Origin of the sequence: Tissierella sp. MB52-C2 (genome assembly GCF_030931715.1) — a bacterium.
In the GTDB taxonomy this organism is placed as follows: domain Bacteria; phylum Bacillota; class Clostridia; order Tissierellales; family Tissierellaceae; genus Tissierella.
Genome location: NZ_CP133261.1, coordinates 295,497 through 315,800, shown reverse-complemented (window position 1 = coordinate 315,800; position 20,304 = coordinate 295,497). Strand labels below are relative to the sequence as shown.

Genomic DNA, 20,304 nt, shown 5'->3' with positions numbered 1-20,304 from the left:
TAAAACTAATCTAAAGCTTCAGAATTATAATTTACAAATTTGTCTTGAAGTTCCTTATAGAATGACTCCTCTGGATTTTCAGCTGTAAGTTCATCTAAAGCTTCTTTATATATTTCAATATTAATATGGTCATTTACATCTATATCAGCTGGATCAATGTATTCCATATCAATTAAACGATTCCACATATAGCGGATTCCATTACTCTTAGGATCTGTATCAAAAACTTGATTTGTTTCAAGAAGCATAGTTCTTGCATTTTCTTCGTCTAGTTCAAGGTACTCCATATTTAATTTAACTGCATATTCAGGATCTTCATTTAATACTTTCTCAGCACGTATATATGAACGTAAAAATGCTTTTACAGTATCTCTATTTTCATTAATCCATGTTGTATTTGCAACTGGTCGACAACATACATGAACTGGATCCCAGAACTCATTACTCCAAGCTATTGTTTTAAGACCTGCTTCAAGAGATTGTAAATATGTTGAGTTTGTACCTATACCAATATCTGCATTACCAGATTTAACAGCTTCCAATACTTCACTTGGCTTTTTAAATTCAAGTATAGTTACATCATTTTCCAAATCATAGCCTGCTTCTTTCATAGCACCACGCCATACTATATCAGGGGTATACATTCTTGCTGTAGCAACTTTTTTACCTACAAATGATTCTAATCCCTTATACTCTAAATCAGATACGGCATAAACAGGCATACCTCCAGATAAATATCCTCCAAATATTGTAAAATCTGCACCATTTGTAACATATGTAAGAGGTGCAGCAGTTCCAAAGGAAACAGCCATATCAATCTTTTTTGATTGTAGAGCTGTTAATGCATCTGTTGAGTTAGAAAATGGAACAAGCTCCATTTCAATGCCTTCCTCTGCAGCAATACCCTTATCAATAGCAATAAATCCTAAGATATTTCCTGTTCCAGGATTATAAGCAACTTTTATCTTGCTCAACTCTTTTTCTCCAAGTGTTTCTGATACTTGTGTATCATCTTCTCCTATATCTTTTCCTCTACTGCCGCAGCCAGCCAAAACTCCTGCTAATATAAGTATAGCAAGTGTTAATGTAATAAAACGTATTTTCCTCTGTCCCATCTTATGATCTCCCTTCAGTTAATTTCTCTTCGATATCTTTATTTATAATGTGGATAAGCCTGTTTCGTAATTCTAAGATTTCCTTATTTTTAAACAAAGAGTCTCGGTCAATTTTTTCTCCTTCCTTAAAGGAATGTGTGTAAATGATTTTGCTAGGACTTGAACCGAAAACAAATATTTTTGTAGATAGAAGTAAGGCTTCATCAACATCATGGGTAACAAATAAAACAGTTTTTCTGTTCTCCTTGTCCTTCCGCCAAAGATCTAATACCAAGTCCTGTAATTTAGCACGGGTAACGGCATCTAAAGCACCAAAGGGTTCGTCCATAAGTAAGATTGGAGGATCTAAGGCAAAGGATCTACATATAGCAGAACGTTGACGCATACCTCCAGAAAGTTCATTTGGATATTTATCAAATGCAGATCCTTCCAATCCTACCTTTTTCAAATAATAGAGAGCACGTTTTTTTAATTCCTTCTTACTATCATTCTTAAACTTTTGCTGTAAAGAAAGCACAATATTTTTTCCTGTAGTTAGCCATGGAAATAAACTATAATCTTGAAAAACTACACCCCTATCCAGACTTGCCCCTTGTAATGGCTTGTCTCCAATATAAATAGTACCTAAATCGGGTTCTGATAATCCTGCCATCAATCTAAGAAAAGTGCTTTTACCGCAACCAGATTGACCTAACAGACAAACAAAGTCTCCGGCTTCTATTTTCATATTTATATTTTCAAGAATAGGTTCCTTGCCATATGAAAACCTAATATTTTCAACTGTAATGTCATGCATAATCAACCCTCCCAATGCAACTATATGGTACTAATATTTCAAATTACCGATACAATTTTATTGTATTTATTAATCCAAGTCAAATTGTAAATAGCTATATGGCTTCCTTTACACATAGATTATATCTATAGTGAGAACCAAGTCATTATTCAGTAAAACAGATATAAAAATTGATATAAGGAGTAAGATTCTCTTTTTTAAAATTAGCTATAATATAATATATTTATAAAATTAAACTAGGATAAAATTTAATGTTAGATTTATTTATGAAAAGAAGAAGCATTAGAAAATATAAGGATCAGTAAATAGAAAAAGAAGTATAGGACAAGATATTACAAGGTGCTTTAACTTCACTATCTGGAAAAAATCAAAGATCTTAGGAGCTTATTATAGATTCAATATTTGGAATTGGATTAACACGAAAAATTGAAGGTATATTTAGAGAAGTGATTTCTTTAATCAACGTTTATTCAAATAATATTCTTTCAGTTGACATTCCCTCTAGATTAGATGGGAATATAGGAGAAATAATAGTGTAATCTATTGGAATACCTTAAAAGGTTACTAATGAAATATTAAAAAGGATGGGCTAAGCCATCCTCTGTTATCCCTTTGAAGGTACAAATGGCACTATCCTTGCAGCTAAATTTGATATAGGCATTGATTGGAGAACTACTTTACCGGGACCTATTAATCTTACAAGAAATAATCCTTCCCCTCCAAATAAAACATTTTTCATTCCCTTAATTGTTTCTATTTCATACTTTACACTTTCTTCAAATAAGAATACATGTCCTTGATCTACTAGCATTGCTTCACCTGGGTTTAAGTTGTATTCAGTTAAAGATCCATCTGCTTCTAGGAATAAATCTCCATATCCTGAAAATCTTTGTAAAATAAATCCTTCTCCTCCTAGCAAACCTGAGGAAAACTTTTTAGTAAATACAGTCTGGAATTCAACACTAGTTTCTGAAGCTAGATATGCTGATTTCTGTCCTATTAAAGTTTGACCTTCCATTTTTATATGTCTTATTGTTCCTGGCAATGATGAAGCAAATACAATTTCTTGATTATCAGTTTTTGCCGTATAAAGATTAAAAAACATGCTCTCTCCAGAAAACATTCTAGCTATACCTTTCATGATACCACCTGATGCAGTTTCAATATCAAACCCATCTGTCATCCAAGACATAGCCCCTGCACTAGTTTTTATAGTTTCTCCTCTATTAAGTACACATCTAAGTACTGGATAATCTCCTTCTATTGAATATTTCATGTTGCTACCTCCGCTAAATTATTGTTTTATGTCCATATATATATTTTACATGATTTTTTAAATTTCTTCTATAAATTTATTCTATTCTATATGTCAGCTTATTATTTTTTTCTATTAGTCAGCTATTTTAAACTCTAGTATAATTAATTTGTAGATTATAACTTTTGTTTTATATATTTATAAATTTAAATTGGAGGAATTTAAGATGAAAAGTCCTAGAGAATATTTAGCTGATTTCAATAATGGTATGTCAAGTGTTGCAACAACAAATCCAGAACAATTGTCTGCCTTTGGCAACTTTACAAATACTGTATTTAAAGATGGTACTATTGATTTAAAGAAAAAAGAATTAGTAGCTATTGGTATTTCCGTATATAGTAGATGTGAATATTGCATAGTTGGACATGCTTACAACGCTTTAAAAACAGGTTTAACTAAGGAAGAAATAATGGAAGCTGCAATGGTTGCAATTGCATTTGGTGGCGGTCCATCCCTTGCTTATACTGTAACCTTATTAAAGAATTCATTAGAAGAATTTGCTAAAGACTTCGAATAATATCAATAAATTAATAAACTACCTAAATTAGGTAGTTTATTAATTTATATAGACTATAGGACATTTCCAATCCTCTGACAAGCATCCTATCTATTGATAAGGTATTTTGCTTCCTTCTTCTAACCCAAATTCATTTTATATTGTTCACACCATACCATATGATCATTAACCATGCCTATGGCCTGCATAAAAGAATAGCAGATTATTGAACCCACAAACTTAAATCCACGAGCATATAAATCCTTACTTATAGCATCAGAAATCTCTGTACTTATAGGCACCTGAGATATTTCTGTCCATGAATTTATTATTGGCTGGTCATCAACAAATCTCCAAATATAACTATCAAAAGAGCCATAATCTTCCTGAATGCGTAAGAATGCTTGTGCATTGGTAACTAATGCATTTATCTTAGCTTTATTGCGAATAATATTTGGGTTGAGTAATAATTGTTCCTTTTTCGCTATATCATATTTAGCGATTATTTCAGGATTAAAGTTGTCAAAGGCTAATCTCATATCCTCTCTCTTGTTCAGAATTGTATTCCAACTGAGTCCTGCCTGCATACCTTCCAATATAATCATTTCAAATAATTTATTATCATCATGAACAGCTTTTCCCCATTCATTATCATGATATTCAATATCTATATCTTTTTTTGCCCAAGGGCATCTTTTAATTTCCATATTTTCTCCTTATATATCTATTTATACTTATATGTATCTTTATCTTATACCCTATAATACCATATTATAAAAAAGACTTCTAAAAAAACATAATAAAGGAAGTGTTTTTTGAAACTTGTTTAGGTCAGATTGAGTTCTTAATTAGAAAAATACCAAAGTAGAACTTTCCTATTCGTTATAAATAATCTATGTTATAATATTCTTACAATACCAAAATAAGGAGTGATACCATGTTAGATTTACTTATGAAAAGAAGAAGTATTAGAAAATATGAGGATAGAGAAATAGAAAAAGAAGCACTAGATAAAATTTTGCAAGGAGCGCTCACCTCTCCTTCTTCTAAGAATAGAAGACCTTGGGAACTTATAGTAGTTGACAATAAGGAGAACTTAACAAAACTAGGTGACTCAAGAGGTCATGCTTCAGCTCCTATAAAAAATGCACCTTTAGCAATTGTTATAGCTGCTGACTCTCAAATTAGTGAGATTTGGATAGAGGATTCCTCCATTATAGCTACTGTTATTCAACTAATGGCAGAGTCCTTAGGTATTGGTTCTTGTTGGATTCAAGTAAGAAATCGACTTACTCCGCAAGATGAAAGTGTAGAGGATTATGTAAAAAATGTATTAAATATTCCTGAAAAATATAATGTTGAATGTATGATTTCCCTAGGTTATCCTTCAGAAGAAAAAAGTCCTCATAATAACGAAGCTCTTCCTTATGCCAAAATACATTATAATAAATTTTAAAAAGGCGACTATGGTCGCCTTTTCTATGCTTCACCTAAATAAGCTTTTCTTACTCTGTCATCATGTAATAAATCCTTAGCATCTCCTGTAAATAGAATTTTTCCTGTTTCTATTACATAGCCTCTATCTGCTGTTTGTAATGCAACATTAGCATTTTGCTCCACAAATAAAAATGTTAGTCCTGTTTTTTGATTTATTTCTTTGATAGATTCAAATATCTCTTCAATAACTATTGGTGCTAATCCCATGGAAGGTTCATCTAGCATTAGTAGTTCCGGAGCTGATAGCAATGCTCTTCCAATAGCTAACATCTGCTGTTCTCCACCACTTAGAGTTCCACCATATTGTTTTGTTCTTTCTCTTAATCTAGGGAACATATTATATACAAACTCAAGGTCTTCCTTTATTTTGTCCTTATCATTTCTTAAATAAGCACCCATTAAAAGGTTTTCTTCTACTGTTAGGGCAGTAAATATTCTTCTTCCCTCTGGAACATGAATAAGTTTTTTAGCTACTATTTTTTCTGCACTTAAATTACTTATTTCTTCATCTTTATATTTTATACTACCTTGAGACTTTATTAGGTTAGATATGGCTCTTAGGGTGCTGGTCTTTCCTGCACCATTACTTCCAATTAAAGTAATTATTTCTCCCTTTTTTATTTCAAAGTTTAATCCTTGTAAGGCATGTATCCCACCATAATATACGTTTAAATCTTCAACCTTTAACATTACTTAGCACCTCCTTTACCTAGATAAGCTTCGATTACTCTATCATTACTTTGTATTTCATGTGGTAATCCTTCTGCTATTTTATTTCCATATTCTAGTACAGAGATTCTATCGGATATACCCATTACAAGTTTCATATCATGTTCTATAACTAAAATAGTATTTCCTCTATCTCTAATTTTCTTTATAAGGTTTGTCATTTCAACTTTTTCACCTGAGTTCATACCTGCTGCCGGTTCATCAAGTAAGATTAGCTTAGGCTCTGTCGCCAACGCTCGGGCGATCTCTACTCTTCTTTGATAACCATAGGGAAGGCTTACAGCTATTTCATCTTTCAAATGAGTCAGCTCTAAGAATTCTAAAATATCCATTACTTTCTCTTCAACTTCTTTCTCCTCTTTTATAAGTTTAGGAGATTTCAATATAGTAGCCAGCAGATTTGAAGATGTTCTACAATATTGACCTACCATTACATTTTCAAGAACTGTCATAGTGCTAAAGAGTCTTATATTTTGAAACGTTCTGCCTATACCCATTTTTGTTATTTCATAAGGTTTAGACTTCTTTACCTTTTCTCCTAAAAATGCAACTTCCCCTGCTGTTGGCTCATATATTCCAGTAATAGCATTGAAAAAAGTAGTTTTTCCCGCTCCATTTGGTCCTATTAGACTTACTATTTCACCTTTATCTATATGGAAATCTACATTATTTACAGCAGTTAATCCACCAAAACGCATTGTAATTCCTTTAGCTTCGAGAATTCTCATGCTTTGCACCTCCCTTTAGACTAGACATGCTGATCATTCCTTGAGGTCTTACTATCATCATCATTACTAAAAGTATTCCGTATATTGCATATCTATAAGTGGATATACCTCTAAGTGCCTCAGGTAATATTGTAAGTATTGTTGCACCTACAATGATTCCTGGAATACTTCCTACTCCTCCTAATACTACCATAGTAAGCATTACTACAGATTCCATATATGTGAAGTTATCTGGATTTACATAGTGGATGAATGAAGCAAATACTCCTCCTGCAAGTCCTGCTATTGCTGCCCCTAAAACGAATGCTAAGATTTTTAGAAATGTTGGATTTATTCCCATTGCTTCAGCTGCTACTTCATCATCTTTTACTGCTACTAACCCTCTTCCAAGTCTTGAATTTAATAATCTATAGGATATAAATATAGTTAAAAGAGCTAGTATATATAATATATAATAATATCCTGTATTACTACTTATGGTATAACCAAATATCTTAGGTGATGGAATTCCTGGTATACCGGCTGGTCCTCTTGTAAAGGATGCCCAGTTGATTAAAACTAATCTTAGGATTTCACTAAACCCTATGGTAGTAATAGCTAAATAGTCTCCTTTTAACCTTAAAGTAGGAATACCTAAGAGTAATCCAAATATTGCAGAAACTATTCCACTGCAAACTAATGCAATCCAAAATGGTACATTATACGTTACTGTAAGAATAGCAGTAGTATAAGCTCCTACAGCATAAAATGCTGAGTGTCCCATTGAAAGCTGGCCTGCAAATCCGAGAACAAAGTTTAAGCTTAGTGCCAATACTATATATATAAGTACCAATACACTTGTCCTTAGTGCATAGGTATTGTTGGCCAAAACTAAAGGTAATAATGCTCCTAATACTAAAAATCCTAAACTTGCAACTTTTCTATTCTTATTATTTAAATTCATAAACTTCTTTGTACCTAGGTCAAATACTTTTGAAAGTACGATTATTCCTAAATATAATATTCCTGAATATAGTATTAAATTTAATAAAACTCTCGAAATATTACCCATTCTTCTCCACCTCCTATACCTTTTCTTTAATGCCCTTACCTAATAAGCCTTCAGGTTTTAGAATAAGGATAATTATTAAGATTATAAAAGCTATGGCATCTCTATATCCTGAAGAGATATATCCTGCACCTAAACTCTCTGATACTCCCATTATAATACCTCCAAGCATTGCACCTGGAATACTACCTATACCGCCTATTACAGCTGCAATAAACGCCTTTAATCCTGGTACATAACCCATCATAGGATATGCTGCCTTATAGTATATTGCAACTAAAGTACCTGCAGCAGCTCCAAGGGCTGAACCAAGTCCGAAAGTAAAGTATACTATTTTATTTGTATTGATTCCCATAAGCCTTGAAACATCCATATCTTGAGATACACATCTCATGGCACGTCCTATTCTTGTATATTGTACTATATAAGTTAATATTGCAACTAAAACAATTGTTGTACCTAAAATTATTAACTGAATAGTATTAACTCTTATTCCTAAAAAACTAAATACCTTATTGTTGATTACATTTGGAAATGATTGAGTCTCTGGACCCCATATAAGCATGGCAAAGTTCTCCAAGAATATTCCCATTCCTACTGCAGATAAAAATAGATTTATCTTAGGTGCCTTAAATACAGGACTATAAGCAAATTTTGCTATGGCTATACCAAATATAGATGCGCCAGCCATTCCAAATAAGAAAGCAAGGGCTATTGGCATATTAAATAGTGTCAATCCTGTATATGTTAAGAAAGCACCAATCATATAAACATCACCATGGGCAAAGTTTATAAGTCTGATGATACCATAGACCATAGTAAATCCTATAGCAGTTAGGGCATAAATACTACCTAAAGCTATACCATTACTTAAATGCTCCATAAACATATCTTTTCACTCTCCTTTGTGTGCATAGGAGGCCTTTAGGCCTCCATAGTTTTAGTTTAATTGATCCTCTGATAAAACAATTTGTCCATCTTTAACTTCTAATATTAAAATACTTCTTGTTACATCATTATTTTCAAAGGATATTGGTCCTGCTACTCCAGGGAACTCCTTAACTTCTTGTAAATATTTAGTTATACCATCTCTTGTTGCTCCATTTTGTTTCATACCTTCAAGAATAAGTTTTGCTGAGTCATAAGCTAATGCTGCATAGTTATCAGGTTCTTTATTATATTTAGCTCTAAATGATTCTACAAATTCCTTTGTTCCTGGGAACTCTACATCTTTGTGGAAGAAAGCTGCGAATCTTATTCCTTCAACTGCATCTCCACCTAATTTAATTAATTCATCTGAACTGATTCCCTCTGTTCCTATCATTGGAACATTTAATCCTGCTGGTCCTGCCTGTTGTGCTATTAAAGCTGTCTCTACATAATATCCTGCAACAAACATTATATCTGGATTTTCACCTTTAATTTTTGTAAGCTGAGGGCTGAAGTCTTTTGATTGTCCTTCAAAATATGTTTCTGATGCTACAACTTTTCCGCCTAGACCTTCAAACTCTTCTGTAAAGTCATTTTTAAGTCCTGTACCAAAATCGTTGGCTGTAAACAATATTGCAGCCTTTTTCTTACCTAATACATTGTAAGCATATTGTGCTAAGTTTTTCGCCTGTGTAGTATCTGTTAATGATATACGATATAAATGAGGTGTACTTCCATCAGTTATTTGTTTATTAACTGAGTCTGTAATAACTGGTATACCAGCAGCCTCATAAATTCCCCTTGCTGCTAATGTACAAGAACTGTTCCAGTGACCAATTACTGCTAAAACTTTATTATCTCCTGCAAACTTTTGAGCTACGTTTGGTGCTTCTTTAGGATTTCCTGTATCGTCACCAACAATTAATTTTACTTGTTTACCATCAATACCACCTGCTTTATTTACTTCATCTAATGCTAATTCTATTGCTTTAACTTTCATATCACCAAATTGAGCTGAGTCACCTGTCATAGGGTTAGCTGATGCTATATATAATTCTGTAGAGTTGCTGTTTCCTCCACCCCCACCACTACATGCAGATAGTGAAACTACTAAGATCAACATAATTGCTATAAAAGCGTTTTTTTTCATTATTAATCCTCCTTATTTTTTAGAAATCTTTATAGACTCTATATTTTTCTATGCCACTATATATAGCAAATTCTGTGCCAAATTTTTATACTGTTATTTTTATTATAATAAGGGATTTAGCTATGGAAATAATAGATATATGAAATAATAACTATGTAATTAATTCATACTATGAAATTTTTTCATATAAAGGTATAATAATATTAAATCTATTCTAATAGTTTGAGGTGTGAAATGTACAAGAGACAAAGTTTAATTATATTGATAATTATATTTTCCATATTTACCCTTGGATTTACTAATGATATACAGGATATTAAAATGAAACCTCTTAAAATAGGCGGAGATAATAATTATCCACCTTATGAATTCATAGACAATAACCAAAACTTCAGAGGATTTAATGTAGATATAATAAGAGCTATAGCCATAGAATTGGGATTGGAAATTGAGTTAATACCTAATGATTGGGATAATACTATGATTTCTTTAAAAAATGGAGAGATAGATGGTATTCAAGGTATGACAATAACTCCCGAACGTAGCAGAACCTATGATTTTACTGAAGAAATAGTTATAAACTCTCAAAATATTTTTGTTCTGAAAGATACTAGCTATATAAAAGATATTAGAGACTTAGATGGGAAAAGAGTAGCTATCCAAGCAAACGATGTTACTAATGAAATCATTAGATCCATTCCTAATCTAGATATTATAGAAAAAGTAAATCAATTAGAGGCCCTAGAATCCTTATTATCTGGGGAAGTAGATGCCTTTATAGGAAATAGACTCACTGGAATTTTTTATGTTCAAACCTTTGATTTAACAGAAACCGTTAAAATAGTAGGAGAACCCCTTTATACTACTAAATATAGCATTGCAGTAAAAAAGGGAGATACTGAACTTTTAAATATTCTAAATACTGGTTTGAAAGCCATCAAAGATAATGGAACCTATGATAAAATCTATACCAAATGGTTTGGTGAGAATATTTTTGATGTAAGTCAGAAATGGAAAAATCTTTTCTCCACTGCTTTAGTAGCTCTTCTTCTTTCTAGTATCTTCATATATGTTATATATTATTGGAATAGAAGGCTAAAGGAAGAAGTAGACATTAGAACTAAAGAAGTAATTGCCTTAAATAATATTGCAATGCAAAATGATAAAATGCAATCATTGGGAAAGTTATCTGCCAGTATTGCTCATGAACTTAGAAATCCATTGACTTCTATAAAAGCTTTCGTTGATTTAATTCCCTTAAAATATGAGGATGAAAGATTTAGAGACGAGTTGATTAAAGTAGTTCCAAATGAAGTTAAAAGATTAGATGAGCTAGTTAGTTCTTTATTAGATTATTCAAAGCCCAAAAGCCCAAAGCCATCTAAAATCATATTGGATAATATTTTGTCTGAAATTTTAACATTACTCAAACAAAAAATTAGAGAAAAAAATATTCAAATATTTACTAAGAGTACGGATATTTGTTTTTATGCAGATATACCTCAAATGAAGCAAATTCTTATTAATATTATTCTCAATAGTATTGATGCTATAGAAGATAATGGTAAAATAGAAATATCAGGATCTGTGGAAAATTCTAAGGCTGTCATAAAAATTAAGGACAATGGAATTGGAGTACCTGATGAAATGTTAAATAAATTATTTGATCCCTTTATTACTTCTAAAAAAACCGGCTATGGTATAGGTCTTTCAGTAACCCATAGGCTAGTCAATGAAAATAATGGGGAAATAAAATTAAATAGTGAACTTAGTAAAGGAACTGAGGTTATTCTTTATATGCCTAGAGTTTTACAAATTGGAGATGATAACAATGTATAATATCTTGGTAATAGATGATGAGGTGTCAATTCTTACTGCCTTAAGATTTGCACTGGAAGATCATTTTAATGTATATACGACTACAGACGTACCTGAAGGTCTAGATATTATTAATAACAAGGATATAGACTTGGTTTTGCTTGATCAATATTTAGGTGACTATAAGGGAATAGAAGTATTAAATACTATTAAATCTCAAAATAATAGGGTTATTGTAATTGCCATGACTGCCTATGGCTCCATTGAAGATTCCATTGAAGCTATTCAAAGGGGGGCTTATTATTATATTACTAAGCCATTGGATATAAATGGTTTAATATCTTTAATAAATAAAGCTTTAGAATACCAATCTCTATCTGATGAAGTTCAGGATTTAACACGAAAAATCAATGAAGATAAATTTGATCTTAAAATGGTATCTTCCAGCCATGCCATGAATGAAGTATTTAAAATGATCGATAGAGTCAAAAATGTAGATATTAATGTTCTAATATCTGGAGAATCAGGCACTGGAAAAGAACTTATTGCTAGGGCTATTCACGAAACCAGCAGACGAAAAAATCAAAATATGGAAATTATAAACTGTGCTGCCATTCCACATAACCTTCTGGAATCCGAATTATTTGGATATGAAAAAGGAGCTTTTACTGGAGCTAATAATAAATACAAAGGAAAATTTGAACTGGCAGATAAGGGAACTTTATTCTTAGATGAAATTGGAGATATGGATTTACAACTTCAGGCAAAACTATTAAGGGTTATTCAAGAGAAAACCATTACTCCCCTTGGAAGTGAAAAATCTATACCTGTTGATTTTAGACTAGTGGCTGCGACTAACTTAAATTTAATCGCAGAGGTAAAGAAGGGTAATTTTAGAGAAGATTTATTTTTTAGACTAAATGTAGTAAATATTGAAACTCCTCCTCTAAGAAATAGAAGAGACGATATTCCAGCTCTAACAAAACATTTTATAAATAAATATAGCAAAGCCTTTAATAAAGACGTGACCGGTATAAGTCGTACTGCCATAGAAGTATTGGAAAACCACGATTATCCAGGAAATGTACGTGAACTTCAAAATATTATTGAAAGAGCTGTTGCATTGACAGATAAAAATATCATTCAAGTTCAAGATTTACCAAATGAAATCATACCTAATACCCATAGAGTTGCCTTGAGTGAAAATGTCCCTATTTATATTGGTGACACCATAGAATCTGCAGAACAAAAACTTATTCTTGCCACTTTGGAATATTGTGATAATAATAAAAGGAAAACTGCCCAAATGTTAGGTATGAGTGAAAGACATCTTTACAATAAATTAAATCAATATAATTTAAAAAATTGAGGAAATCACAGTGATTCCCTCAATTTTTTATTTTTTAAATTTCCTTAAATCTTCTTCATCATCTATATCCATGCCTGGCTTTTCTTCTTCTATATCTACTATTTTTACCTTATCCATGTTCCCTTTTACAATGTCTCTAGCCCCTTTATCTCCCACTATCTTTAGAATTTCTTCCTTATATATGGATGAAATAATCATTGGCATACCTCGATTTCCATTATAATAAGGCACTAATATAGGTAGATCTGATTCTTTATATTGGTAGATTAATTGATTTATTAATTCTGATGTAATAAATGGCTGATCTCCTACTAAAAACATATACTCAGTATGTGAAGAATTCATTACTCCTAATTTCAGTCCCTGTGACTGACCCAAATGAGCATTTTCGTTGTAACAAGTTTTTATATTATATTTTTCGCCTATTCTTTTTACTTCTTCCGTCCTGTAGACTAAAATTATTTCATCTAGATTTGATTCTATACATGCTTTAATAACTCTTTCTATTATTTTTTCTCCCCCTATATCTATAAGCAGCTTATCTTTTTTCATTCTCCTTGAAAAACCTGATGCTAAAATAATTCCTGTAATCATTTTCCTATCCTACTTTATAGTCTTAATCAGTGAGTCTAAGGCAAGTCCAATTTCGTAAAGCCTGCCTTTTTCATCTGTAAGGGTTAGAAACTTAAATAATTTTCCATCTTCTACTCTTTTTTTAATTGGGGTTACTATGTATTCCTTATTGCCTCTCTTAAATTCATTAAAACTTGGATCTGCTTCATATAGATTTAATCCTATGGCAGATTTTTCATTAGTATATTCTACAGCTCCCTTTGAGTCTGTAATATATATGGCATCTACTCCTGTATCCTTCATTAATTCTTTTATCATATTATCATTTATATTTTTATTACTTAGAAAATACTCTTTTACTTTATGGGCTTGTTTTACCATCTTTTCTTCCATAACTCTACCTACTACAAATTGCTGCATAGCATAGACATAGGTTTTGATTTTTTCCACTACATCATTTAGATTCTTTGATCTATTATGTTGTGATATTGTTTCTTCTGTAGTCTGTACTATTTGAGCCGTTGTTTCTTCTGAAAACTCATGTATTCTAGTTACGTTAGTTACAATTTCTTCAATCATAGAATTATTTTCCCCTGTGGATTCCTTTATACCTTCTAAGCTTTCTTTACCTAGATTTAGTGTTTCTATAATTCCTATAAATTCTTGATTTGTCTTTTCCATTACTCCACAGTTTTCATCCATATAATCCATTTCACTTTCCATGGAATTAGAGATAAAGACTATATCATCCTTTAGCCTATGGATTACTTCCTCTATTTTCTTAGATACAGTTTCTGTTTCATTTGCCAACTTTCCTACTTCATTGGCTACAACGGAAAATCCTTTTCCTTCCTCTCCTGCCCTAGCTGCTTCTATAGATGCATTTAGGGAAAGCATCTTTGTCTGATTAGATATTTTATTTATTAAATCCACTAAATTTACTACTTCATCTAAATAGTTTCTTAATTCTACTACCTTTTTAGCATTATTTTCTAACATGGATTTAGAGTTTATTATTCTATCTTCTATGGCGGTTATTTCCTCTATTCCTTCTTGAGCTGTAGTAATAGAACTTGATATAAATTGAATCTTATCTATTACATCATTATCTATATTTTTCATAGACAAGTGAATTTTGTCTGCAAGATTATTGGTTTCATTAAGCATTTGGCTTTGCTCCACTGCATTGGAATCAGCTATTTCTACTGATGTAGCTATTAGCTCTGCACTTCCTAAAGATTCCACAGCCAAAGTAGTTAGGTCTTCACATATATTAAATATCTCTGTAGATATTTCCACTTGTGTTTTTAAATTATCCCTTACCTGTCTATATACTTGATGAATCTTTTCCCTAGCCTCATGGGATATATCTATGTTCTCTGTAAGGTCAAAATCTAAATTATTAATATTAGATAAATGATTTATGATTTCTTTCATTCCCCCATTACCTTTTACTTTTAATAGAACTAAGGATAATCCTAGTGAAAACAATACAGTTAATACAATTTGCATAATCTGCGATTCAAAATATAGGCTAGTAAAATAACTAGCCACCATAAATATAGTTGAAAAAATAAATAATTTTAAAAAATCTCTAATTCTTTTCCCCACAATTACCCTCCTTGTATCTTATCCTATTTTTTCTTCCCCCTCCCTTAGATGCCTTATAAGTTTTTCTGGTGTCACAGGTAACTCTTTTATTCTAATACCTACTGCATCATAGATAGCATTTAATATGGCAGGAGCTATGGGAATCATAACTGGCTCCCCTATACCTTTAGCACCATAGGGTGCAGTCGGTTCAGGGTCCTCTACTATGATATTATTTATATCTACCATATCCATAGCTGTTGGTATTAAGTACTTTGAAAATCTATTATTCTTCATTATTCCTTTATCAAGATTCAAATCCTCGAATAATGTGTACCCTAGTCCCATGGCAAATCCACCATCCATTTGTCCTTCTAATATTCTCGGATTTACTGCACGACCTGCATCTTGAGCAAAGGTAGATCTTAAAATATTGACTACACCCGTTTCAGCATTTACTTCTACTTCTACTGCACAAGCATTAAATGTATAAGGCCAATAAGGTGCTCCTTGACCTGTCTCTATATCCATTTCTGTTGTTTGAGCAGTAAATTCTCCCTTTGCCTCTATTATATCATCATTATAATATATTTCAGATAGTTTTTTGTAAGATATTCTCCTTTCTGGAAAGAACTTCAAGATCACTTCACCTTTTTCTAAAATTAATCCTGAAGTAGAATTAAGATTTAATTCTACTTTTGCTTTCTCAAATAATTCCTTTTTCATATTTTCGCAAGCTACTTTTATGGCATTTCCAGTGTTATAGGTTTGTCTAGTTGCAGCAGCTGTTCCCGAGTCCGGCATTAAAGATGTATTTTCATGAATCAAATCTATATATTTTACCTCTAAATCTAGGACTTCAGCCCCAATTTGTATCATCGCAGTTTTGGCCCCCTGTCCCACCTCTGTAACTCCACAATATATTCCAATTCTCCCTTCTGGAAGAAGCCTAATTATTGCCCTTGATATATCTGGAAATCCATTACCATAGCCTGTTCCATAAAATGAAACTCCTATACCTCTACCTATTTTTTTCATATGGCTCCCTCCTCCGATTCCTCTAAGAACTGAAAATCTCTATTAACTTCTTCTATACATTTATCTAAAGGTACACTATCCGTTAATATTTGACCTGTTGCTGTCATAGATCCTTTTCTAAATATATTTTTCATTCTAATTTCAATAGGACTTATCCCCAATTTCTCCGCTAATTCATCCATTTGTTGTTCATAGGCAATAGATACTTGAGTTGCACCAAATCCTCTCATGGCACCTGTGAAAGGATTATTTGTATATACTGCATAGCTATCCACCTTTACATTTGGTATAACATAAGGTCCTGTTGCATGTACTCCTGACTTTCTAAGTACGTTTATTGCCCAAGAAGCATGAGCTCCAGAATCTCCAACTATTTCTGCCTCCATATACTGCAAAAAGCCATTTTCATCTGCTCCTGTTTTATATTTCATAATCATAGGGTGACGCTTTGAGTGGGCTAAGAAGGATTCTTCTCTAGAAAATATGACCTTTACTGGTCTTTTTAAGACTTTAGCAGCTAGTGCCAAATGGATTTGAATAGATATATCTTCCCTTGCTCCAAAGGCTCCGCCTATATTTGTGTTTATTACCTTTACCTTTTCCTCTGGCAATCCTAAGTTAATAGCTATTTCTTCTCTATCATAATGAGGATATTGGGTAGCTACTGCTACGACTACTGTACCGTCTTCTTCTAAATATCCCAAACCCGCTTCTGGTTGTAAAAAAGCATGCTCGACCATTGGAGATTTATATGTGTTTTCCACTATATACTTACATTTTTTCTTTCCCTCTTCAATATCCCCATGCCTTAACTTATAATAAAGAATAATATTGGAATCTCCATGAACCTTGGGAGAATCTTCTTTCATTGCTTCTACTGGATCAAAAACTGCATCTAACTCCTCATAGTCCACTATGATTTTTTCATAACCTTCTTCACAAGCTTCTTGTGTCTCACCTACTATGAACGCTATAGGTTCTCCTATTCTAATAACCTTCTCACTGGCAAATACTTCATGGTCCTTTAAAACTACTCCATGTTTATTTTCATTTGGTATATCTTTATATGTAAATACTTTTAGTACCCCTTCTATTTTTTCTGCCTCTGTAGTATCTACTTTTATCTTTGCATGAGGTTTTGTTGATCTTAGTGTTTTTCCATAAACCATGTCTTCTAGATATATATCTTGAGGATATAAAGCCCTTCCTGTAACCTTTGAATAGGCATCTACCCTAATGATGTTTTTGCCCACTACATTTAGCTCCATTACTTCCCCTCCTCCATATATTCCATAGCTTTTTCTGTTGCATGAATCATCTTATTATACCCTGTACATCTACATAGATTTCCTGATATTCCTTCCCTAATTTCCTCCTTTGAAGGATGGGGATTTTTATCTAATAGAGCCTTAGTAGATAAGACCATTCCTGGAATACAGAAACCACATTGTACTGCCCCAACATCTATATATGCCTGTTGTATCGGATGAATATTTCCTTCCTTCTCCATTCCTTCTATTGTCAAAATATTGCTCCCATTTGCCTGAAATGCCATGACCAAACATGAGTTAACAGTTTCTCCATCCATGATTATGGTACAAGCTCCGCATTCACCTTCTCCACAACCTTCCTTAGTTCCTATTAGTCCTAATTCGTCTCTAAGTAAATCTATGAGCCTTAAATCTTCCCTTACAGAAACTTCAAATAATTCTTCATTTACTGTTAAACTTATATTCACCATGCTTCCACCTCAATTCTACTTTTTATTAATTCCTCAAGATTCTCTCTAAGAATACTAGATACAGCAACTCTTTTATATGGTAAAGTGGACCTTCCTTTTAACCTTTCATCCATAGAGTTTTGTAATGTAGTTATGGCTTCTTCTATGATTTTTTCATCTATTTTCTTATTAATTAAATATTCTTCTACTTCTTCTTCTCTCATGGGATACTTTCCCAGTGCTCCACTGGCAATTGTGACAGATTCTATTATTCCTTCTTCATTTAATCCGATTAAAGATGCGATTGATAGTCTTGATATGGCTAAAGCTTTTCTTAGTCCAAGCTTTGCAAAAGTTAGAATTTGGTTGTTATTAGGTTTTTTAAATTTTACTTCTATTATAATTTCATTTGATTTTAGTTTATCTATATAATAATCCTCTAAAGGTATTTCTCTAGTTCCTTCTATACTAAGGGTTTTTATTGTAGCTCCTAAAGCTATTAAAGGCGGCACTCCATCTGCTGCAGATGAGCCATTGGCTATATTTCCACCTATGGTTCCCTTATTCCTTATTTGGGGAGAACCAACCATTCTACAGGCTTTATATAATCCATGTAAATTTCCACTAAATAATGGATTTTCAATTATTTCAGTGAATGTAACTCCTGACCCCAATGTAATATAGTTTTCATCTTCTCTTATTTCTTTTAATTCTTCTATTTTACTTATGTCTATCAAAATCTTAGGTGTTATTTTCTTGTTTTTAAGTTCAATTACTATATCTGTTCCTCCAGAAATGAGCTTTGCCCCATTTCCATATTCCCCCAATAATCCTACTACTTCCTCAACACTCCTACCATTGTAAACTTCTTTTAAGGTCATATTTTCACCCCTCATAGGATTTTTTGTTTTAAAAAGCCGCCCCCGAGAGAGGCGGCTATTCAAGTAAGTATTACTTTACATAAATATTATTTTAGCTATAAATAATAATGCCAGTACATACATAACTGGTGATACATCTTTGTGTTTTCCAGTTATAACTTTTAATACTACGTATGAAACCATTCCAAATACTATACCTTCAGCTATACTATATGCAAATGGCATCATAACAATTGTTAAAAATGCTGGTATTGCTTCTGTGAAATCATCTAAATCAATCTCTTTAATTGGGCTCATCATGAAAAGTCCAACTAAGATTAATGCTGGGGCAGTTGCAGCTCCTGGAACCATTCCAAATATTGGAGCAAATACTAATGCTAAAGCAAACATTCCTGCCGTTGTTAAAGTAGTAAGTCCTGTTCTACCACCTTCAGCTACTCCCGCAGATGATTCAACAAAGGTAGTTACTGTAGATGTACCTAGTAGAGCTCCAGCTGTGGTACCTATGGCATCTGCCAGTAAAGCTTCTTTAACTTTAGGTAACTGACCGTTTTCATCAAGCATATTAGCCTTTGAAGATACTCCTATTAAAGTTCCTATAGTATCAAATACATCAACGAATAGGAAAGAGAATACTACTATAAGCATTTCCCAACTAAATATATTAGTCCATTCTAATTTAAATGCTACTTCTTTAAGGGATGGTGGTAATGAGAATAATGCACCTTGTGGTAATTGAGTAACTCCCATTGGTATACCAACAACTGTTGTAATTAAAATACCAAAGAATAATGCTCCCTTAACCTTTTTAGCTAATAAAAATCCTGTTATTATTATTCCTATTATTGCTAATATTGGAGTTGCTGATTTTAGGTTTCCAAGAGTTATTATTAGTCCACCTTCATTTAATACATTTACTCCATCTACTACCATTGTCTTACCTGTAGATACTATTTCTGCATTTATTAGTCCGATTAAAGCAATAAATAAACCTATGCCTACAGATACCGCTTTTTTAAGATTAAATGGAATTGAATTAAAAATTGCTTCTCTAACATTAAAGAATGATAGTAAAATAAATATAATCCCTTCTAAAAGTACAGCTGTCAAAGCAAATTGCCATGATTTTCCCATACCAAATACTACTGTATAAGTAAAATACGCATTAAGTCCCATTCCTGGTGCCAATGCAAATGGATAATTCGCCATGAACGCCATCATCACACATGCTATTACAGCTGAAAGTGCAGTAGCTGTAAATACTCCACCCCAATCCATACCTGATTCTGATAGTATACTAGGGTTTACCGCTAAAATATAAGCCATGGTCATGAAAGTAGTGATACCTGCTAAAACTTCTGTCTTTACGTCAGTATTGTGTTCCTTTAGCTTAAACTGCTTTTCAAGAAAACTAACATTTGAAGCTCCTTGACTAGACATAATACTCCTCCTTTTATTTGATTTTAGAAACTACCCTCCTTTCCTTTCTATATCTATTTAGTATTATACTA

General features: G+C 32.4%; 21 protein-coding genes. 5 read left to right on the top strand and 16 right to left on the bottom strand.

Going from position 1 to position 20,304, the window contains the following annotated elements:
* Window positions 1-5: 5 nt before the first annotated feature.
* Together RBU61_RS01515 and RBU61_RS01510 are read right to left on the bottom strand one after the other, a co-directional pair.
* Entirely contained in the window at window positions 6-1,115 is a 1,110-nt protein-coding gene (locus tag RBU61_RS01515; protein ID WP_308877690.1) for an ABC transporter substrate-binding protein, read from the bottom strand.
* 1 nt (window position 1,116) lies between these two features.
* Window positions 1,117-1,911 carry an ABC transporter ATP-binding protein gene (locus RBU61_RS01510; protein WP_308877688.1) on the bottom strand — a complete coding sequence of 265 codons (795 nt, stop codon included), beginning with the start codon at window positions 1,909-1,911 and terminating at the stop codon, window positions 1,117-1,119.
* 386 nt (window positions 1,912-2,297) lie between these two features.
* Here RBU61_RS01510 and RBU61_RS01505 point away from each other — a divergent pair, with 386 nt between their 5' ends.
* Window positions 2,298-2,450: an NAD(P)H-hydrate epimerase gene (locus RBU61_RS01505; protein ID WP_308879739.1), complete on the top strand. Its 153-nt coding sequence runs from the start codon at window positions 2,298-2,300 to the stop codon at window positions 2,448-2,450.
* Between the two features lie 65 nt (window positions 2,451-2,515).
* Here the strand turns inward: RBU61_RS01505 and RBU61_RS01500 are convergent, their stop codons facing one another.
* On the bottom strand, window positions 2,516-3,187 hold the full coding sequence (locus RBU61_RS01500) for a TIGR00266 family protein (RefSeq protein WP_308877686.1): 672 nt from the start codon (window positions 3,185-3,187) through the stop codon (window positions 2,516-2,518).
* A gap of 205 nt (window positions 3,188-3,392) precedes the next feature.
* Here RBU61_RS01500 and RBU61_RS01495 point away from each other — a divergent pair, with 205 nt between their 5' ends.
* A complete protein-coding gene (locus RBU61_RS01495) occupies window positions 3,393-3,743 on the top strand; it encodes a carboxymuconolactone decarboxylase family protein (RefSeq protein WP_308877684.1) in 351 nt (116 codons plus the stop codon).
* 119 nt (window positions 3,744-3,862) lie between these two features.
* On the opposite strand, the gene RBU61_RS01490 is transcribed toward RBU61_RS01495, so the two are convergent.
* Window positions 3,863-4,429 (bottom strand): DNA-3-methyladenine glycosylase I, encoded by a 567-nt coding sequence (locus RBU61_RS01490; protein ID WP_308877682.1) that lies wholly within the window; start codon window positions 4,427-4,429, stop codon window positions 3,863-3,865.
* Window positions 4,430-4,659: 230 nt separating this feature from the next.
* On the opposite strand from RBU61_RS01490, the gene RBU61_RS01485 reads away from it, so the two are divergent.
* The gene (locus RBU61_RS01485; protein WP_308877680.1) at window positions 4,660-5,178 is read left to right on the top strand and encodes a nitroreductase family protein; all 519 of its coding nucleotides are present in this window, start codon (window positions 4,660-4,662) and stop codon (window positions 5,176-5,178) included.
* A gap of 23 nt (window positions 5,179-5,201) precedes the next feature.
* Here RBU61_RS01485 and RBU61_RS01480 read toward each other — a convergent pair whose 3' ends face one another.
* From RBU61_RS01480 to RBU61_RS01460, 5 genes are read right to left on the bottom strand one after another with little or no spacing between them, the layout of a single operon-like run.
* Window positions 5,202-5,909, bottom strand: a complete 708-nt coding sequence (locus RBU61_RS01480; RefSeq protein ID WP_308877679.1) for an ABC transporter ATP-binding protein — start codon at window positions 5,907-5,909, stop codon at window positions 5,202-5,204.
* Entirely contained in the window at window positions 5,909-6,676 is a 768-nt protein-coding gene (locus RBU61_RS01475; protein WP_308877677.1) for an ABC transporter ATP-binding protein, read from the bottom strand. Before RBU61_RS01475 ends, RBU61_RS01480 begins: the two co-directional genes overlap by 1 nt.
* The gene (locus RBU61_RS01470) at window positions 6,657-7,727 is read right to left on the bottom strand and encodes a branched-chain amino acid ABC transporter permease (RefSeq protein WP_308877674.1); all 1,071 of its coding nucleotides are present in this window, start codon (window positions 7,725-7,727) and stop codon (window positions 6,657-6,659) included. The genes RBU61_RS01475 and RBU61_RS01470 overlap by 20 nt, the downstream gene beginning before the upstream one ends.
* Before the next feature lie 13 nt (window positions 7,728-7,740).
* Window positions 7,741-8,613 carry a branched-chain amino acid ABC transporter permease gene (locus tag RBU61_RS01465; RefSeq protein WP_308877672.1) on the bottom strand — a complete coding sequence of 291 codons (873 nt, stop codon included), beginning with the start codon at window positions 8,611-8,613 and terminating at the stop codon, window positions 7,741-7,743.
* A gap of 51 nt (window positions 8,614-8,664) precedes the next feature.
* Complete coding sequence (locus RBU61_RS01460) at window positions 8,665-9,804, bottom strand: ABC transporter substrate-binding protein (protein WP_308877670.1); 1,140 nt, start codon at window positions 9,802-9,804, stop codon at window positions 8,665-8,667.
* Window positions 9,805-10,038: 234 nt separating this feature from the next.
* Here RBU61_RS01460 and RBU61_RS01455 point away from each other — a divergent pair, with 234 nt between their 5' ends.
* Both RBU61_RS01455 and RBU61_RS01450 read left to right on the top strand, forming a co-directional pair.
* Window positions 10,039-11,643: a transporter substrate-binding domain-containing protein gene (locus RBU61_RS01455; RefSeq protein ID WP_308877668.1), complete on the top strand. Its 1,605-nt coding sequence runs from the start codon at window positions 10,039-10,041 to the stop codon at window positions 11,641-11,643.
* Window positions 11,636-12,991 (top strand): sigma-54 dependent transcriptional regulator, encoded by a 1,356-nt coding sequence (locus RBU61_RS01450; RefSeq protein WP_308877667.1) that lies wholly within the window; start codon window positions 11,636-11,638, stop codon window positions 12,989-12,991. Before RBU61_RS01455 ends, RBU61_RS01450 begins: the two co-directional genes overlap by 8 nt.
* A gap of 27 nt (window positions 12,992-13,018) precedes the next feature.
* Here RBU61_RS01450 and RBU61_RS01445 read toward each other — a convergent pair whose 3' ends face one another.
* From RBU61_RS01445 to RBU61_RS01415, 7 genes are all read right to left on the bottom strand, one after another.
* Window positions 13,019-13,585 carry a nucleotidyltransferase family protein gene (locus RBU61_RS01445; RefSeq protein WP_308877666.1) on the bottom strand — a complete coding sequence of 189 codons (567 nt, stop codon included), beginning with the start codon at window positions 13,583-13,585 and terminating at the stop codon, window positions 13,019-13,021.
* Between the two features lie 9 nt (window positions 13,586-13,594).
* Entirely contained in the window at window positions 13,595-15,175 is a 1,581-nt protein-coding gene (locus tag RBU61_RS01440) for a methyl-accepting chemotaxis protein (protein WP_308877664.1), read from the bottom strand.
* 18 nt (window positions 15,176-15,193) lie between these two features.
* Window positions 15,194-16,192 (bottom strand): molybdopterin cofactor-binding domain-containing protein, encoded by a 999-nt coding sequence (locus RBU61_RS01435; protein ID WP_308877661.1) that lies wholly within the window; start codon window positions 16,190-16,192, stop codon window positions 15,194-15,196.
* Window positions 16,189-17,460 carry a molybdopterin cofactor-binding domain-containing protein gene (locus RBU61_RS01430; protein ID WP_308877659.1) on the bottom strand — a complete coding sequence of 424 codons (1,272 nt, stop codon included), beginning with the start codon at window positions 17,458-17,460 and terminating at the stop codon, window positions 16,189-16,191. The genes RBU61_RS01435 and RBU61_RS01430 overlap by 4 nt, the downstream gene beginning before the upstream one ends.
* The gene (locus tag RBU61_RS01425) at window positions 17,460-17,933 is read right to left on the bottom strand and encodes a 2Fe-2S iron-sulfur cluster-binding protein (protein WP_308877657.1); all 474 of its coding nucleotides are present in this window, start codon (window positions 17,931-17,933) and stop codon (window positions 17,460-17,462) included. The genes RBU61_RS01430 and RBU61_RS01425 overlap by 1 nt, the downstream gene beginning before the upstream one ends.
* Window positions 17,927-18,793: an FAD binding domain-containing protein gene (locus tag RBU61_RS01420; RefSeq protein ID WP_308877654.1), complete on the bottom strand. Its 867-nt coding sequence runs from the start codon at window positions 18,791-18,793 to the stop codon at window positions 17,927-17,929. Before RBU61_RS01420 ends, RBU61_RS01425 begins: the two co-directional genes overlap by 7 nt.
* Before the next feature lie 75 nt (window positions 18,794-18,868).
* On the bottom strand, window positions 18,869-20,233 hold the full coding sequence (locus RBU61_RS01415) for an NCS2 family permease (RefSeq protein WP_308877653.1): 1,365 nt from the start codon (window positions 20,231-20,233) through the stop codon (window positions 18,869-18,871).
* Window positions 20,234-20,304: the final 71 nt, after the last annotated feature.